Annotated in this window: 11 protein-coding genes and 2 pseudogenes; 3 read left to right on the top strand and 10 right to left on the bottom strand. The window is 69.6% G+C overall.

Going from position 1 to position 15,575, the window contains the following annotated elements; genetic code table 11:
- Nucleotides 1-38: 38 nt before the first annotated feature.
- From ACSMXX_RS08205 to ACSMXX_RS08190, 4 genes are all read right to left on the bottom strand, one after another.
- The gene (locus ACSMXX_RS08205) at nucleotides 39-1,100 is read right to left on the bottom strand and encodes a LacI family DNA-binding transcriptional regulator (protein ID WP_473183370.1); all 1,062 of its coding nucleotides are present in this window, start codon (nucleotides 1,098-1,100) and stop codon (nucleotides 39-41) included.
- Between the two features lie 40 nt (nucleotides 1,101-1,140).
- On the bottom strand, nucleotides 1,141-1,911 hold the full coding sequence (locus ACSMXX_RS08200) for a carbohydrate ABC transporter permease (RefSeq protein WP_473184689.1): 771 nt from the start codon (nucleotides 1,909-1,911) through the stop codon (nucleotides 1,141-1,143).
- Between the two features lie 139 nt (nucleotides 1,912-2,050).
- Nucleotides 2,051-2,983, bottom strand: coding sequence for a carbohydrate ABC transporter permease (locus ACSMXX_RS08195; RefSeq protein ID WP_473183369.1), 933 nt, complete (start codon nucleotides 2,981-2,983; stop codon nucleotides 2,051-2,053).
- Between the two features lie 14 nt (nucleotides 2,984-2,997).
- Nucleotides 2,998-4,242 carry an ABC transporter substrate-binding protein gene (locus tag ACSMXX_RS08190; protein WP_473183368.1) on the bottom strand — a complete coding sequence of 415 codons (1,245 nt, stop codon included), beginning with the start codon at nucleotides 4,240-4,242 and terminating at the stop codon, nucleotides 2,998-3,000.
- A 241-nt stretch (nucleotides 4,243-4,483) separates the two neighbouring features.
- Here ACSMXX_RS08190 and ACSMXX_RS08185 point away from each other — a divergent pair, with 241 nt between their 5' ends.
- Both ACSMXX_RS08185 and manD read left to right on the top strand, forming a co-directional pair.
- Entirely contained in the window at nucleotides 4,484-6,433 is a 1,950-nt protein-coding gene (locus ACSMXX_RS08185; protein WP_473183367.1) for a glycoside hydrolase 5 family protein, read from the top strand.
- 104 nt (nucleotides 6,434-6,537) lie between these two features.
- The gene (gene manD, locus ACSMXX_RS08180; RefSeq protein WP_473183366.1) at nucleotides 6,538-7,779 is read left to right on the top strand and encodes a D-mannonate dehydratase ManD; all 1,242 of its coding nucleotides are present in this window, start codon (nucleotides 6,538-6,540) and stop codon (nucleotides 7,777-7,779) included.
- 31 nt (nucleotides 7,780-7,810) lie between these two features.
- Here manD and ACSMXX_RS08175 read toward each other — a convergent pair whose 3' ends face one another.
- The 3 genes and pseudogenes from ACSMXX_RS08175 to ACSMXX_RS08165 all read right to left on the bottom strand — a co-directional run.
- Nucleotides 7,811-9,139, bottom strand: a complete 1,329-nt coding sequence (locus tag ACSMXX_RS08175) for an ABC transporter substrate-binding protein (protein ID WP_473183365.1) — start codon at nucleotides 9,137-9,139, stop codon at nucleotides 7,811-7,813.
- 488 nt (nucleotides 9,140-9,627) lie between these two features.
- Complete coding sequence (locus ACSMXX_RS08170; RefSeq protein ID WP_473183364.1) at nucleotides 9,628-10,293, bottom strand: class I SAM-dependent methyltransferase; 666 nt, start codon at nucleotides 10,291-10,293, stop codon at nucleotides 9,628-9,630.
- Between the two features lie 487 nt (nucleotides 10,294-10,780).
- Nucleotides 10,781-10,894 (bottom strand): annotated as a pseudogene (locus tag ACSMXX_RS08165) (transcriptional regulator); the annotation flags it as partial.
- Here ACSMXX_RS08165 and ACSMXX_RS08160 point away from each other — a divergent pair.
- Nucleotides 10,889-11,388, top strand: a pseudogene (locus ACSMXX_RS08160) (zinc-binding dehydrogenase); the annotation flags it as partial. The pseudogenes ACSMXX_RS08165 and ACSMXX_RS08160 sit on opposite strands and share 6 nt — an antisense overlap.
- Nucleotides 11,389-11,604: 216 nt before the next feature.
- On the opposite strand, the gene ACSMXX_RS08155 reads toward ACSMXX_RS08160, so the two are convergent.
- From ACSMXX_RS08155 to ACSMXX_RS08145, 3 genes are all read right to left on the bottom strand, one after another.
- Nucleotides 11,605-12,336 (bottom strand): DUF899 domain-containing protein, encoded by a 732-nt coding sequence (locus tag ACSMXX_RS08155; protein WP_473183363.1) that lies wholly within the window; start codon nucleotides 12,334-12,336, stop codon nucleotides 11,605-11,607.
- Nucleotides 12,337-12,636: 300 nt separating this feature from the next.
- Complete coding sequence (locus ACSMXX_RS08150) at nucleotides 12,637-14,031, bottom strand: L-serine ammonia-lyase (RefSeq protein WP_473183362.1); 1,395 nt, start codon at nucleotides 14,029-14,031, stop codon at nucleotides 12,637-12,639.
- Between the two features lie 176 nt (nucleotides 14,032-14,207).
- On the bottom strand, nucleotides 14,208-15,482 hold the full coding sequence (locus tag ACSMXX_RS08145) for a serine hydroxymethyltransferase (RefSeq protein ID WP_473183361.1): 1,275 nt from the start codon (nucleotides 15,480-15,482) through the stop codon (nucleotides 14,208-14,210).
- Between the last annotated feature and the right edge of the window lie 93 nt (nucleotides 15,483-15,575).

Genomic DNA, 15,575 nt, shown 5'->3' with positions numbered 1-15,575 from the left:
TGTGACCGACCGGGCCCATCACGCGCAGCCCGGCTCCGTCAGAGAGCCGGCGCCGGTCCCGTCGATTCGCGGACGACGAGCCGCGGCGGCTGCGGCGCGGCCACCTCGCCCGCCCGGCTCTCCTCCAGCTGGTTCAGCAGCTCACCCGCGGCGGCCCGCCCGAGCTGCTCGATGTCCTGGTTCACCGTGGTCAGCCGGGGATAGACGATCTCGCCGAGCGGCAGGTCGTCGTAACCGATCACGGACAGGTCCCGCGGTACGTCGAGCCCCGTCCTGCGCGCGGCGTTGATGCCGGCGACGGCCATGGTGTCGTTGCCGAACAGGATCGCGGTGGGCCGCTCGGAGGCCGGTTCCGCCATGCGCGCGACAGCCGCCGTCGCGTCCTGCGCGGTGAACTCGCCCACGACGATGTGGCTGGCGCGCAGCCCGTGTTCGGCGAGGCAGGACTCCACGACCTGCCGCCGGAAGGTCGTGTGCACCCGGTCCTCCGGCCCGGAGACGTACGCGATGCGGCGGTGCCCCAGCTCCACCAGGTGCCCGATCGCCTCCCGCAGCCCCGCGTCCTGCCCGGGGGCCTGTACGTGGGGGACCGGGTCCTCCTGCCAGGGCCGTCCCACCAGCACCGCGGGCAGCCTGAGCCGGCGCACCAGATCGAAGCGCGGGTCGCCGATCCGGCTCTCGGTGAGGATCACCCCGTCCACGCGCCGCTCCTCGGCGAGCCTGCGGTACGCCCGTACCTCCGCCTCGGGCTCCTCACCCACGATGTGCAGCAGCAACCCGTAGTCCAGCGGGGCGAGTTCGCGCTCGATGCCGGAGATGAGGAGCGCGAAGTGCGGGTCGGCCGTCAGCAGGTCCGCCGCGCGGCCGACGACCATGCCCAGCGCGCGCGTACGGGCGCCGCGCAGCGCGACGGCTGCGGCGGACGGCGACCACTGGAGCTTGTCGGCCGCGGCGAGCACACGCTGACGCGTCGGCTCCGAAATGCCGCCCTTGCCGTTGATCACTTTCGAGACGGCGGCGACGGAGACCCCCGCGACCGCCGCCACATCGGTGATGGTCGCCTTTCCGGAGCTCTTCCTCCCCCGGGCCGCACCGGCCATCCCGTCTCCTCGCACCCCGTGACGCACCTTGATCGCTTGCTCAGATCTTGACCGCGCTGCCGATCATGGCGCCTTCCATGCGGCGCTGGAGGAACGCGTAGGCGACGTAGACGGGCAGAAGGGTCACCACGGTACCAGCAGCGAGAATGCCGAAATCGGTCTCCAGCGGCGAGCGCAGCGTGGGCACGGCGACCTGGATGGTGCGCTGCGCCTGGTCGGGGCCGATGAGCACGAGGGAGTAGAGGTACTCGTTCCAGTACGTCAGGAAGCTGAGGATGCCGACCGTCGCGACCCCCGGCACGACCATGGGCAGATAGACCCGGACGAGGATGGTGAGGCTGCCCGCGCCGTCCATGCGCGCCGCCTCCTCCACCTCCTGCGGCACGGTGCGCATGAACTGCGTCAGCAGGACGACCGCCAGCGGCAGGGAGGTCGCCGGAAGGAAGAGGATCACGAAAGTACGGGTGTGGAAGAGGTCCAGCTGCGCGGCGAGCAGGAACGTCGGCACCAGCGCGGCGAAGGTCGGGATGAGGAAGCCGAGCGAGAAGGCCCGTTCGATGAGGGCGGACGTCCGGCCCGCAGCGCGAGCGAGGGCGTACGAGGCGGGCAGCGCCAGCAGCAGCACGACGACGAGCGAAGAGACCGTGACGATCAGGGAGTTGAGGATCGCCAGATCCAGGCGTGCGTCGCTGACCGCCGCGGCGAACTTCTCGAAGGAGAGCGAAGTGGGCGGGCTCAGCGGCGAGGCGAAGATCTGCGCGTTCGTCTTGAACGACGAGACCAGCAGGTAGTACAGCGGCAGCAGCAGCATCAACGCGTAGAGCCAGGCGCACAGTTGGGCCGCGGTGCGGCCGGTGCGCCGTACGGGGGAGCGGGCTGAGGAGGAACGGGCGGCGGGTGAGGTCATGGCAAGTCCCTTGGGGCCGTGGGCGGTCGGGGCCTGAAGGAGTTCAGTACGACTGCCGGAAGACGCGGCGGATGACGAGCATGCCGATCAGCCCGAAGACGAAGAGCAGCACGCCGGCGGCCTGGCTGTAGCCGAGGTCGGACTGGAGGAAGGCCTTCTGGTAGACGAGGAAGGAGAGGTTCGTCGACGCGTTCCCGGGCCCGCCCTGCGTCAGCAGCAGCACGTTCTGCGCGGATGTGAAGAGCGTCCACAGGAACTGGAGCATCACCGTCACGCCGACGTAGTCCTTGACCATGGGGAAGGCGATTCCCCACATCCGGCGCCAGTGCCCGGCGCCGTCCAGCTCGGCCGCCTCGTACACCGACTCGGGTACGGCCGAGAGACGCGCGGCGTACAGCGTCGCCGTGTAGCCGATCCCGGCCCAGACGTCGATGGCGATGATGCAGCCGAACGCCGTGGAGGTGTCGGCGAGCCAGGTGTGGGTGAGCCCGTCCAGACCGGCGGACGAGAGCAGGTGGTTGATCATGCCGCGCGGCGCGAAGAGCCCGTAGAAGATCATCGCCTTCGCGGAGGCCGAGATGAGGGCCGGCGTGAAGACGACGACCCGCAGCACCTGGTGGCCCCGCGGCCGGGTCGAGATGTGATAGCCGAGCATGAACGCGCCGACGATCATCACCGGTACGGCGACGGCGAGTTGAACCGCGCTGTTCTGCACCGCCGACCAGAAGAGGCTGTCGGAGAGGACCGCCCTGTAGTTGTCCAGGCCGGCGAAGCCGACGCGGGCGAGCATCCCGGGCCAGCTCAGCACCGAGATGACGAAGATCGCGCCGATCGGGCCGATCATGAAGACCGCGTACCAGACCAGCGCGGGCACGGCCAGCACGGTGGTGCGCGGAGCGCGGGAAGTGCCGGGAGCGCGCGGAATGCGGGAAGGGCGCGAAGTGCGCGGCGTGCTAGGAGTCGTGGTCGTCGCCATGGTCACGGTTCCCCTCAGCTTCGGTACGCGACGTCGAGGGCCCGGCAGATCCGCTGCGGGCTCGCGCCGGGGGAGAAGGCGATGGAGGTGGCCCTGTTCAGCGGGGCCGAGGCGGCGGCGGGCACGAGGCTGTCGGGCATCACCACACGCTCGACGTCGTCGCTGAAGGAGACCCGCGTCGACTCGGTGACCAGGGGGAACTTGGTCGAACCGCGCTGGCCGCGCAGGCCCATGGTGAAGCCGCTGTCGTCGACGAAGCGCTGCACGTTGTCCTTGCGGTAGAGGAACTTCACGAGCTTCTCGACCATGCCGATCTTCTTCCGTCCGTTGGGCGTGATCCAGATGCCGGTCGAGGTGGCGCCGGTGTAGACGGACGGCTTGCCGTACACGCCGTCCTCGGGCATCGGGAAGCCGCCGGCTTCGGTGTGGCCTGCGACGTCCTTCGGGACCGCGGCGATGGTGGAGGTCAGCGCCGACATCATCGCGGCGCGCTCGCTGAAGTACTCGGCGTTCATCTCGTCGGCGGTGAAGCCCTGCGCGCCCTTGCCGAACAGGCCGGTGTCGCGGAGCTGCGCGAAGTGCTTCAGGCCGCGTACGGCCTGCGGCTCCGCGCAGAAGCCCGCCTTGGCGAACACCCGCCTGGCGACGGGGGGTTCCATGAAGCCCTGCATGATCTGCATGAGCAGCTTCTGGCCGGACCAGTCGTTGCCGCCGACGGCCATGGGCGTGATGTTCTCCGCCCGCAGTGCCTTCACGGCCTCGCGCAGCGCGGGCAGGGTCTGCGGTATCTCCTCGACGCCGGCCTCGGCCAGCAGCTTCGTGTTGAACAGCACGGGCCAGGTGAAGCCGGACCAGGGGAAGCCGCGCACCCTGCCCTCGCTGTCGGTCCAGGCCTTGAGCGCCCCCGGCTGGACGCGGTCCTTCAGGTGCCACTCCTTCATGTACTCGTTCACAGGGAGCGTGGCGCCGAGCTCGGTCCAGGAGAAGGACTTGTCGTAGAGGTTCACGAGCATGACGTCGGCCTCCTTGTCCGCCAGCCGCGCCGTCTCGAAGACGTTGAAGATGTCGTCCGCGCTGTAGACGTTCTTGACCTCGGTCCCGGGGTTCTCACGCTCGAACTCCCGTATGGCGGCTCCGTACACGTCGGCTCCGGAGGTGCCGGGCGCGAATCTGCTGTGGACGACGAGGGTGTCCGGGTCGTCCGTCTTCGGGTCGAGCGGTCCTCCGCAGCCGGACAGCAGCCCTGAAACAAGTGCCATCACGGCCGCGCCTCCGCACGCCGTCCACCGCAAGCTCATCGGCCTTCCCCTTCCGTCCCGGCCGGCTCCGGCCGAGTTAAACGTTCTACAAGGGATGGCAGCGGACCGTAGCAGCGTCTCGGAAGCTCCCACAATGGGTCGACAGCAACGAAGTTAAACGATATACCGGTGAGTGGCTGCGGCGGTGCACACGCGGCCGAGGCAGCACGAGCCGGCAGTACGAGGAAGGGCAGGACAGGGCATGCAGCGCAACTCCGCGAAACTCACCGACCCCGAGGGCGACCCGCTGATGTGGGTCGGAGTCAACTACTGGTCCCGCACCGGCGGCCCTCTGATGTGGCGCAACTACGACGCCGCGGTGGTCGATGAGGAGCTGCGCACCATGCGCGACCACGGCATCACCCTCACCCGCAGCTTCCTGTACTGGCCGGACTTCATGCCGCAGGAGAACACCCTCGACCCGGTGATGCTCGAACGTTACGACGACTTCCTGGAGCGGCACGCGGCGCTCGGCATGCAGACCGTCCCCACCTTCCTCGTGGGCCACATGTCCGGGCAGAACTGGGACCCGGCCTGGCGCGACGGCCGCGACGTGTTCGGCGACGCCTCCTTCGTCGCCCAGCAGGAGTGGTACGTACGCGAGACGACCGCACGCTGGAAGGACCACTCCGCCGTCGCGGGCTGGCTGCTGACGAACGAGATTCCCATCTACGCGGACTGGCCCTCGCGCGGCATCGGCACGCTCGACGCGGAAACCGTCACCGCCTGGGCGAAGACCCTTACCGGCGCGGTGCGTTCGGCGGGCGCGACCCAGCCCGTCTCCATCGGCGACGGAGCCTGGGGCGTGGAGACCTCCGGCGCCGACAACGGTTTCCGCATCCGCGACCTCGCGGAGCTGGTCGACTTCCACGGCCCGCACGTCTACCGCATGGAGACCGACGCCGTACGCCAGCACCTTGGCGCCGCATTTGTCTGCGAACTCCTCGACATCGGCGGAAAGCCCGTGGTCATGGAGGAGTTCGGGCTCACCTCCGACTACGTCTCCGAGGAGAACGCGGCCCACTACTACCGGCAGATCCTGCACAGCACGCTGCTCGCCGGCGCGACCGGCTGGATGCCCTGGAACAACACCGACTACGACGCGCTGGAAGACCAGGAGCCCTACAGCCACCACCCGTTCGAGATGCACTTCGGCATCACCGACTGCGAGGGCCGCCCGAAGGAGCAGCTGCGCGAGGTCCATCGCTTCACCGAGGTGCTGAGGCGCACCGACGCACCCCGGCTGAGCCGCCCCGACGCACGCGCCGCCATCGTCGTCTCCTCCTTCCTGGAGAGGATGTATCCCTTCACCCAGCCCGGCGACCGCACCAGCGTCCTCGCCAACACCCGCCAGGCGTACGTCGCCGCGCGCGAGGCGGACCTGGGCGTGGGAGTGGCGAGGGAGGCCGACGGGCTTCCCGGCGACTGCTCGCTGTATCTGCTGCCGTCGGCGAAGCAGCTCACGGCGCCCGGCTGGTCCCGGCTGCGGCGGCTCGCGGAGTCGGGCGCGACCGTGTACGCCTCGTACTTCCTCGGCGAGCACATGAACCAGCGCGGCCCGTGGTGGCCCGGGCTCGACGAGACCTTCGGCGTCCGGAAGAAGCTGCGCTACGGCCTGGCCGACCCCATCGAGGACGACGAGCTGCGCATGGTCTTCCAGCGCGGCTTCGGCGGCATCGCCGAGGGCGAGGAGCTGGTCTTTCCCGTCGCCGGCACGGAGAACTCCCGCTCGTACCTGCCCGTCGAGCCGGACGGGGCGGAGGTCCTGGCGACCGACGCACACGGCCGCCCCGCGCTGCTGCGCCGCAGCACCGGGAAGGGCGCGCTGGTGCTGTGCACGTACCCCGTCGAGCACATGGCGGCGGTCACTCCGCGCGTCAATCCGGAGCCGACCTGGCGGCTGTACGCGGCGCTGGCCGCCGAGGCGGGGGCGGCACCGGAGGTGTCCGTCGCCGACCCGCGGGTGATGACGGGGCTGATGGAGCACGAGGACGGACGGAGCTTCGTGTGGTTCATCAGCCAGCACGACGAACCGCTGACCGCGGAGCCGGGGCTCCCCGCCGGCGCGGCGCTCCGCAGCCTCGACGGCGGTCCGCTGAGCGAGGTCGGGCTGCCCCCGTTCGGCGTCGTCGTCGCCGAGATGACACGGTGAGCACGGCAGGCCGCGGGTGAGGAGAGACCGCAGGCTGGAGAGGCCGCCTGCGGAAGAGGCCGCCGACGGGGAGAAACCGCCGACGAGGAGAGGAACACGGCAGCATGAGGATCGAGTCCGCCGAGACGGTCGTCACCAGCCCCGGGCGCAACTTCGTCACGCTGCGCCTGGTGACCTCGGACGGCATCACCGGCCTGGGCGACGCCACGCTCAACGGCCGTGAGCTGTCCGTCGCCTCCTACCTCCGGGACCATGTGGCGCCGCTGCTGAAGGGCCGGGACGCCCGGAACATCGAGGACACCTGGCAGTACCTCTACCGAGGGGCCTACTGGCGGCGCGGCCCGGTCACGATGGCCGCCATCGCGGCCGTCGACACCGCCCTGTGGGACATCAAGGCCAAGGCGGCGGGCATGCCGCTGTACCAGCTCCTGGGCGGAGCCAGCCGCCGCGGCGCCCTCGCCTACGGTCACGCCTCCGGGCGCGACATCCCCGAACTGCTCGACTCCGTACGGGCGCACCTGGCCGACGGCTACCGCGCGATCCGCGTACAGACGGGCATCCCGGGGCTCGACTCGGTGTACGGCGTCGCCGCCTCCGGAGCCGGCTCGGGCGAGCGCTACGACTACGAGCCGGCCCGCCGCAGCGCCTCGGGCCCGGCCCTGCCGGTGGAGGAGACCTGGGACACCCGGGCCTATCTGCGTCATGTGCCGCGCGTGTTCGAGGCCGTACGCGAGGAGTTCGGGCCGGAGATGCCGCTGCTGCACGACGGGCACCACAGGATGACGCCCATCCAGGCGGCGAAGCTCGGCAAGTCCCTTGAGCCGTATGACCTGTTCTGGCTGGAGGACGTCACTCCGGGCGAAGACCAGGCCGCGCTGCGCCTGATCCGCCAGCACACCACCACGCCGCTGGCGATCGGCGAGGTGTTCAACTCGGTGCACGACTACACCACTCTGCTCAGCGAGCGGCTGATCGACTACGTGCGCTCCGCGGTCACCCACACCGGCGGTGTCACCGCCATGAAGAAGCTGCTCGACCTCGCGGCGGTCTACGGCGTCCGCTCCGGGATGCACGGCCCGACCGACATCTCACCGGTGGGCATGGCGGCGGCGCTCCATCTCGGCCTGGCGGTACACAACTTCGGCATCCAGGAGTACATGCGGCACTCCGCCGACACCCTGGAGGTCTTCCGTACGTCGTACACCTTCGAGGAGGGTCTGCTGCATCCGTCCGGGACTCCGGGACTCGGCGTCGAGCTCGACACGGACGCCGCTGCCCGCTTCCCGTACGAGCCCGCCTACCTGCCCGTCAACCGCCTCGCCGACGGGACCGTCCACGACTGGTGAGCCGTGGGCGGCCCCTGCCGGGAGGCGCCGGTCAGGGCTGCTTGCGGTATTGCGCGCCGACCTTCCGTGCCTCGGTCTGCGACTTGCGCAGCGCCGCTGCCACGGACTGTTCCCCCTCGATGGCGGCGCTCAACTCCTGCGAGACGCTGTCACCGAGGCCTGTGAACTCGGGAATGCCGACGAACTGGATTCCGAGGGTGGGCCGCCTCTGCACGCCCGGCTTGCGCGGATCGGCCTCCCGGATCGCCTTCTCCGTCGCGTCGCCGAAGGCGCTCGCGGCCTTCCTGTACTGCGGCCGGTCGAAGGTCGACTCCCGCTTCCCGGCGGGCACGTTCTCCCAGCCGATCTCGCGGCCGACCAGCTTCTCGTACTCCTTGCTCGACGCCCACGAGATGAACTCCCAAGCCGAACGGGGCTGTTCGGACGACTTCTGCAGGCCCCACGCCCAGGTGTAGAGCCACCCTGAGGACTTGGTCTCCTCGATCGGCGCCGGTACGTAGCCGATCTTGTCCTTGACGGGTGATCCGTCGGCCTCCAGGGAACCGGCCCCGGCGGTCGCGTCGTACCACATCGCGGACTTGCCGTTCTTCATGTTGCGCAGGCAGCCGGCGTAGCCGGACTTCGCGGCGTTCTCCTCCCCGTGTTCGCGTACGAGGTCGACGTAGAACTGCGCCGCGTCGGCGAAGCCGGGGTCGGTGAGCTTCGCCTTCCAGCGCTGGTCGAACCAGGTGCCGCCGAAGGTGTTGACGACCGTCGTCAGCGGAGCGGCCATCTCCCCCCAGCCCGGCTGACCGCGCAGACATATGCCGCTCATGCCCTTCTCCGGGCGGTCGGCCTCCTCGGCCAGCGCCGCGACCTGCCCCCATGTGGGCTTCTCGGGCATCTCCAGGCCGAGCTTGTCGAAGACGTCCTTGCGGTACATCAGGAACGAGGACTCGCCGTAGAAGGGCTCCGCGTACACCTTTCCGTCCGCTCCGCTGAGGGAGAGCTGGATCGGCAGCAGGATGTCGCTCTGGTCGAAGCCGCGGTCCTTGGTGATGAACGAGTCCAGCGGCCTCAGCCAGCCGCGGCGGGCGTAGTCCCGCGTCTCGAAGTTGCTGATGGTGGCGACGTCGTAGCGCCCCGACTGGGCGGAGAAGTCCTTGTGGACCTGCTGGCGGACCTCGTTCTCGGGCACCGCGGTGAAGTCGACCCTGATGCCTGTCTTCTTCGTGAAGTGCTCGGCTGTGAGCTTCTTCAGCTCCAGCATCTGCGGGTTGTCGACCATCAGCACTTTGATGGACTTCTTCTCCGGCGGAGCCGTTTCCTGCGAGCTGCACGCCGTGAGCAGACTGGCCGTGACGGCCCCCGCCGCCACCATGCTTACCGTCCTTCCTCTGTATCCGGACCTTCTCCGGGAGTTGAACACAGACTCTCCTAGGGGTGGTTCCTGTGCGCGTCCCGCGAGGAGGTGTCCGGCAGCACCCGGGCCTTCCTCGGGGACACTGCCTCCGTGACACCTCGACGCAGCGTGACGCCGTTCGTGCGGAGAGTTCTACATGCCCGTGATAGCTGGAAAACAGTCCGAATGGCTTTCAATCCTGCCTGCTTTTGCCTGAGTTGAATCCTGCTTCGAATCCGCTGACCTGCGAAAGGAGGGAAACGGGCGGGTTCGGTCTGCCCGTTTCCCGCTTTGGGGGTGCCCGTTCCGCTTCCGATGGCCTAGGCCAAGTGCCGCCGCTACGCGGGTAGTTGACGACGAAGGGCACGACGAGGGGTCTTCACGGACCCCTCGTCGTGCCCTCTCGATTTCCTCACAGGCTGTCAGGCGGCGCGGCGACGACCGGCCGAGCGGCCGTCGCCGGCTGCTCAGCTCACCGACTTCGCGTCGGAGACGCTCCCCGGGTAGCGGCGCGACGGCACCACGGCCATTCCATGGGCAGCCGGTGTCCGCGGGCGCCTCGCGTGGTAGACGAGCGCGGGCGGCAGGTTCCGCCACACCGTGCGGCCCGGCACCACCTCTTCGAAGGTGGTGTGGAGCAGCTGCCGGAAACGCAGAGCCGACGCGAGTCGCAGGGCATGGACGTATCCGAAGGTCGTGAACGCTCCGTCCGGCGCGAGCACACGGCTCACCGCCGAGAGGATCTGGCGCTGCACGTCATGGGAGAAGGAGGCCCAGGGCAGGCCGCTGACGACCACGTCCGCCTTGTCCAGGCCCCGCTCGTCGAGGAGCTGCGGCAGCGTCGAGGCGTCGGCGTCGATCACCTCCACCTTCCGGCAGCGCCAGCGCAGCTGATCGGCCAGCCGCGGATTCGTCTCGATGGCCAACTGGTGTCCGCGACCGCTCAGTTGCTCTTCGATGATGGTGGTGACCGCCCCTGTCCCGGGGCCGAGCTCGACCACGACCGGGTCGCCGAGTTCGGGTACGGGGGCGGTGATCGCCTCGGCGAGTCTGGGGGAACTGGGTGCGACTGCGCCGATGTCGGCGGGTGATCGGAGGAACTCGCGCAGCATCGTGCCGGTCTCGCTCGTCAACGCTCTTTGCCTCTCGGGGACGTCAAGGGCTCGAGACCGGCCAGGAACGCAGCGCCTTCAGGTGGCTGACGGAGGGGCTGCGACGGGGGCGGCACGACCTCGCGGGAACAACCGTACCCATGGATTGCCGGATCACGGCCACGCCCGGGAAGCTAATGGTCGGTAACGTGCCTCACCTGCGGATTCCTATTCCGTGGCGGGGGTCCCGTATGTGGAGCATCCCCTCGAACCGGCCGCGCGGAGGCCGAAGCCGCAGCTGCGGGCGGAGCGGACGAAACGGGTTGTTACGGGCGGGCGAGGCTGTAATTCCGGCCACAGTCTCACGGCCTCGGGTCACGACCCGGGTCACGGCCCCGGGTCACATGGCCTCACGCGCTCGGTCACGGCCCCTGCCGCCGGACCGTCAGCACTCGATGACGTCGACCGCGAGGCCGCCGCGCGCTTCCCGCGCGGAGAGGGCCGTCCACGCTGGGGACTTCGCCCGCTGTCAGTCGGCCTTCTGCTCCGCGGGCAAGCCGACGTCCTGGGTGGCTGCCCAGGACGCGAGCGGCCGCAGTCCCTCTTCGGAGGGAGAGCCTGGTTCGGCGGTGCAGACGGTGAGGGCCTGTGCGCGGTGATCGCCGCCAAGGAGATGGGGGCCGAGCGGATCATCGCCATGTCCCGCCACGAGCCCCGCCAGAAGCCGGCCCGTGAGTTCGGCGCCACGGAGATCGTCACCGGGCGCGGCGATGAGGGCGTGGCCCGGATCAAGGAGCTGACCGGCGGGATCGGCGCCGACAGCGTGCTGGAATGCGTCGGCACGGACCAGGCCATGGAGCAGGCCTGCACTCCGCACGGCCGGGCGGCAACGTCGGTTTCGTCGGCGTGCCCCACGACGTGGCGGTGGACGGGCAGGAGCTGTTCTTCTCCCACGTCGGCCTGCGCGGCGGCCCCGCCCCCGTGCGCCGCTCCTTGCCCGACCTGATCGACCTCGTCTTCGAGGGCCGGATCGAACCGGGCAAGGTCTTCGACCTCACCCTGCCCCTGGACCAGGTCGCCGAGGGCTACCGGGCGATGGACGAGCGCGGCGCCATCAATGCCCTCCTCAAGCCCTGACCCTGCCACTCGCCGCTCACCGGGACGGACTGGGGACCGCCATGAACCCCACGTATCACTTCACCGGCCAAGTCGCCTTCGTCACCGGCGCCAGCTCCGGCATGGGCTTGACCGTGCGTTGCTAACGCAAGAGCCGGCACTTCGCCGCGCCTCGCCCTTGCAGCCACCCTGATCCGCTGCAAGGCGCTCACCGAACTCACCACGTGAGATGACGTCTCAGAGACCAGCGGATCTCGCGGGCGTCGCTGTGGCGTCGCCATTCGGGCCGTAGAGCCGGGCGACGTCGGGAGAGTCGAGCCAGTTGGAATAGGTGGGCGACTTCGGCCAACCGTCGGGTGAATCCTGCCATTCCTCCTGGCGGCCCCACGGCAGGATGTCGATCAACGCGAAGGTGTAGCTGAGCTGTTCGGTACCGCGGCCGTCGGTGTGCCAAGTGCGGTAGACATTCTGGCCGTCACGGAGGAACACGTTCACCGCGAATCCCGCGCCGGGTGGCGCGCCCACGTCGGCGCCGAACGAGCTCTCCGACGACGAGTACCAGTCCATCTTGTTGCCGACTTTGGCCTTGTAGGCCAGCGCTTCTCCGATGGGCCCGTTGGTGACGATGACGAAGCGGGCGTCATAGTTTTCGAGGAAGTCCAGCCGGACGTACTGCGACGTCAGCCCTGTGCAGCCGCCGCACTGCCACTCCGCGCCATCGGACCACATGTGGTTGTAGACGATGAGTTGGGAGCGCCCGTCGAATACGTCGACCAGCCGGGTGGGGCCGTCCGGACCGATCAGCGTGTAGTCCGGGAGCTCGACCATCGGCAGTCGGCGGCGTTGTGCAGCGATCGCGTCGAGTTCACGGGTGGCGGCCTTCTCTCGCACACGCAGATCGTCGAGCGCGGCCTGCCAGGTCTGCCGGTCGACCACTGGTGGTAGGGCGCCGGCTTTCTGCTCAGTCACGGTTCCTCCCGGGCTCGGATGAATCTGCTCCGATGTACTGACCGGAGACGACGGCGGAAATCATCGCGCCCAACGAGTGCGGGCCGGGTCACGGGACGCCGACACGCGCGCTACCGCGCAGCGCGAGCGGCCACACCTGGACTACTCCTCTGCCCAGCCCCTCCGTGGACAGGGAAACCTCAGGGATTCTTCAGGGACTCTCAGCTCCGTCACGGGGCCTTCCGAGGGCCTTCCGTCGTACGGACAGGGAAGCCGCGACAGCGCTGAAAGGCGCGAACCACCTGGTCAGAGGTGGTTCGCTCAGCACTCGATGACGTTGACCGCGAGGCCGCCCCGGGCCGTCTCCTTGTACTTGACCTTCATGTCGGCGCCGGTGTCCTTCATCGTCTTGATCGCCTTGTCCAGCGAGACGTGGTGCCGGCCGTCGCCCCGCAGGGCCATGCGCGCGGCGGTGACGGCCTTCACCGCGGCCATCCCGTTGCGTTCGATGCAGGGGATCTGGACGAGCCCGCCGATCGGGTCGCAGGTCAGCCCCAGGTTGTGCTCGATCCCGATCTCCGCCGCGTTCTCCACCTTCTCCGGACCGCCGCCCAGGACCTCGGCCAGACCGCCCGCCGCCATGGAGCACGCCGAGCCGACCTCGCCCTGGCAGCCGACCTCGGCGCCGGAGATCGAGGCGTTCTCCTTGAAGAGCAGTCCGACGGCGCCGGCGGCCAGCAGGAAGCGGACGATGCCGTCCTCGTCGGCGCCCGGCACGAACTCGGTGTAGTAGTGCAGCACCGCCGGGATGATGCCCGCGGCGCCGTTCGTGGGGGCGGTGACGACGCGGCCGCCCGCCGCGTTCTCCTCGTTCACCGCCATCGCGTGGAGCGTCAGCCACTCCGTCGCGTGCGCCTCGCGGTTGCCTTCGGCCCGGAGCTGGCGGGCGGCCGTCGCGGCCCTGCGGCGTACCTTCAGACCGCCCGGCAGGATGCCCTCCCGGGTCAGCCCGCGTGCGACGCAGGCGCGCATCACCTCCCAGATCTCCAGCAGCCCGGCGCGGATCTCCTCCTCCGAGCGCCAGGCCTTCTCGTTCTGGAGCATCAGCTCCGAGACGGACAGCCCGGTCTCGCGGGTGAGCCGCAGCAGTTCGTCGCCGGTGCGGAAGGAGTGCGTGAGCACGGTGTCGTCGGGCTTGATGGGGGAGCCGGCGCCCCCCTCGTCGAGCACGGCCTCGTCGACGACGAAGCCGCCGCCCACCGAGTAGTACGTCTTCTCCAGCAGCGTGCTGCCGGCGGCGTCGTAGGCGAAGAGCGTCATGCCGTTCGCGTGGTACGGCAGTGAGCGGCGCCGGTGCAGGACGAGCTGCGACTGCTCGTCGAAGGCGATCTCGTGGGCGTCCCCTATCTCCGCGGCCAGCAGCCGCAGCCGCTTCGACGAACGGATGCTCTCGACCCGTTCGTCGGCCCCTTCGACGTCCACGGACCGGGGCGACTCGCCCTCCAGCCCCAGCAGTACGGCCTTGGCGGTGCCGTGCCCGTGGCCCGTGGCGCCCAGCGACCCGTACAGCTCCGCACGTACGGACGCAGTGTGGGCCAGCACACCCTCGTTCTTCAGACGCCCGGCGAACATGCGGGCGGCGCGCATCGGGCCGACCGTGTGGGAACTGGACGGGCCGATGCCGATCGAGAAGAGGTCGAAGACGGAGACCGCCATGGCGGGCGCCTCCTTTCCGTGCGGGGCCTTACTGGTGGGCCTCGGGTCCGGTGGTGGCCGGACGGGGAACGGCCGGACGGCCGGGTGGCCGCGTGCCTGGTGCCGGGGTCGTCCGGTCGGCCGGATGGGGGCCGGTGCCGCGGAGCGGACGTCCGCACCGCGGCACCAGAGGCCTGTTACCTGCCCAGGCCGGGGTAGAGCGGGTGCTTCTCGGTGAGCGCCGTGACGCGGGCGCTCAGCGACTTCGCCTTGTCCTCGTCGAAGCCGGGCAGCAGCGCCTCGGCGAGGATGTCGGCGACCTCGCGGAAATCCTCCTCCTGGAAGCCGCGGGTGGCCAGCGCGGGCGTGCCGATGCGCAGGCCGGAGGTGACCATGGGAGGCCGCGGGTCGTTCGGGACCGCGTTGCGGTTGACGGTGATGCCGATCTCGTGGAGCCGGTCCTCGGCCTGCTGGCCGTCCAAGTCGCTGTTGCGCAGGTCGACGAGGATCAGATGGACGTCGGTCCCGCCGGAGAGGACGGAGACGCCCGCGTCCACCGCGTCCTGCTTCAGCAGCCGGTCGGCCAGCAGCCGTGCGCCGGTGACGGTGCGCTGCTGGCGCTCCTTGAACTCCTCCGAGGCCGCGATCTTGAAGGACACCGCCTTCGCCGCGATGACGTGCTCCAGCGGGCCGCCCTGCTGGCCCGGGAACACCGCGGAGTTGATCTTCTTGGCGTACTCCTTCTTCGAGAGGATCACGCCGCCGCGCGGGCCGCCGAGCGTCTTGTGGGTCGTGGTGGTCACGACGTCCGCGTACGGCACGGGCGAGGGGTGCAGACCGGCCGCCACCAGGCCCGCGAAGTGCGCCATGTCGACCATGAGCAGGGCGCCGACCTCGTCCGCGACGCGGCGGAACGCCGCGAAGTCGAGCTGCCGCGGATACGCGGACCAGCCGGCGATGATCATCTGCGGCCGGTGCTCGCGCGCCAGCCGCTCGACCTCCTCCATGTCGACCTGGCTGGTCTTCTCGTCCACGTGGTAGGCGACGACGTTGTAGAGCTTGCCGGAGAAGTTGATCTTCATGCCGTGCGTGAGGTGCCCGCCGTGCGCCAGGTCCAGGCCCATGATCGTGTCGCCCGGCTTGAGCAGCGCGAACATCGCGGCGGCGTTGGCGGAGGCACCGGAGTGCGGCTGCACGTTGGCGGCTTCCGCTCCGAACAGGGCCTTGATGCGCTCGCGTGCGATGTCCTCGATGACGTCGACGTGTTCGCAGCCGCCGTAGTAGCGGCGGCCCGGATAGCCCTCCGCGTACTTGTTGGTGAGGACGGAACCCTGGGCCTCCAGGGAGGCGACGGGAGCGAAGTTCTCCGACGCGATCATCTCGAGGGTGGACTGCTGGCGGTGGAGTTCGGCGTCGACGGCGGCGGCGACGTCCGGGTCCACCTCATGGAGAGAACTGTTCAGAAGCGACATGGAACCATCCCTGGTGGCAGGCCGGTCGGGCACATTGGCGGACATACGGGCGGCGTTGGGTCGTTGTGGGCCGGTTAGAGGGCCGGTTGCGTG

The organism is Streptomyces sp. DSM 116795, assembly GCF_055792905.1.
Note: the sequence above shows the minus strand (reverse complement) of the source record. Positions and strands in the feature narration are given on the sequence as shown.

Coding starts and splice junctions, on each gene's coding strand:
- ACSMXX_RS08195 (WP_473183369.1), bottom strand. CDS start 2,983: ATGGCGACGACCACGACTCCTAGCACGCCGCGCACTTCGCGCCCTTCC.
- ACSMXX_RS08185 (WP_473183367.1), top strand. CDS start 4,484: ATGCAGCGCAACTCCGCGAAACTCACCGACCCCGAGGGCGACCCGCTG.
- ACSMXX_RS08200 (WP_473184689.1), bottom strand. CDS start 1,911: ATGCTGCTGCTGCCGCTGTACTACCTGCTGGTCTCGTCGTTCAAGACG.
- ACSMXX_RS08150 (WP_473183362.1), bottom strand. CDS start 14,031: ATGGCGGTCTCCGTCTTCGACCTCTTCTCGATCGGCATCGGCCCGTCC.
- ACSMXX_RS08190 (WP_473183368.1), bottom strand. CDS start 4,242: ATGGCACTTGTTTCAGGGCTGCTGTCCGGCTGCGGAGGACCGCTCGAC.
- manD (WP_473183366.1), top strand. CDS start 6,538: ATGAGGATCGAGTCCGCCGAGACGGTCGTCACCAGCCCCGGGCGCAAC.
- ACSMXX_RS08175 (WP_473183365.1), bottom strand. CDS start 9,139: ATGGTGGCGGCGGGGGCCGTCACGGCCAGTCTGCTCACGGCGTGCAGC.
- ACSMXX_RS08145 (WP_473183361.1), bottom strand. CDS start 15,482: ATGTCGCTTCTGAACAGTTCTCTCCATGAGGTGGACCCGGACGTCGCC.
- ACSMXX_RS08205 (WP_473183370.1), bottom strand. CDS start 1,100: ATGGCCGGTGCGGCCCGGGGGAGGAAGAGCTCCGGAAAGGCGACCATC.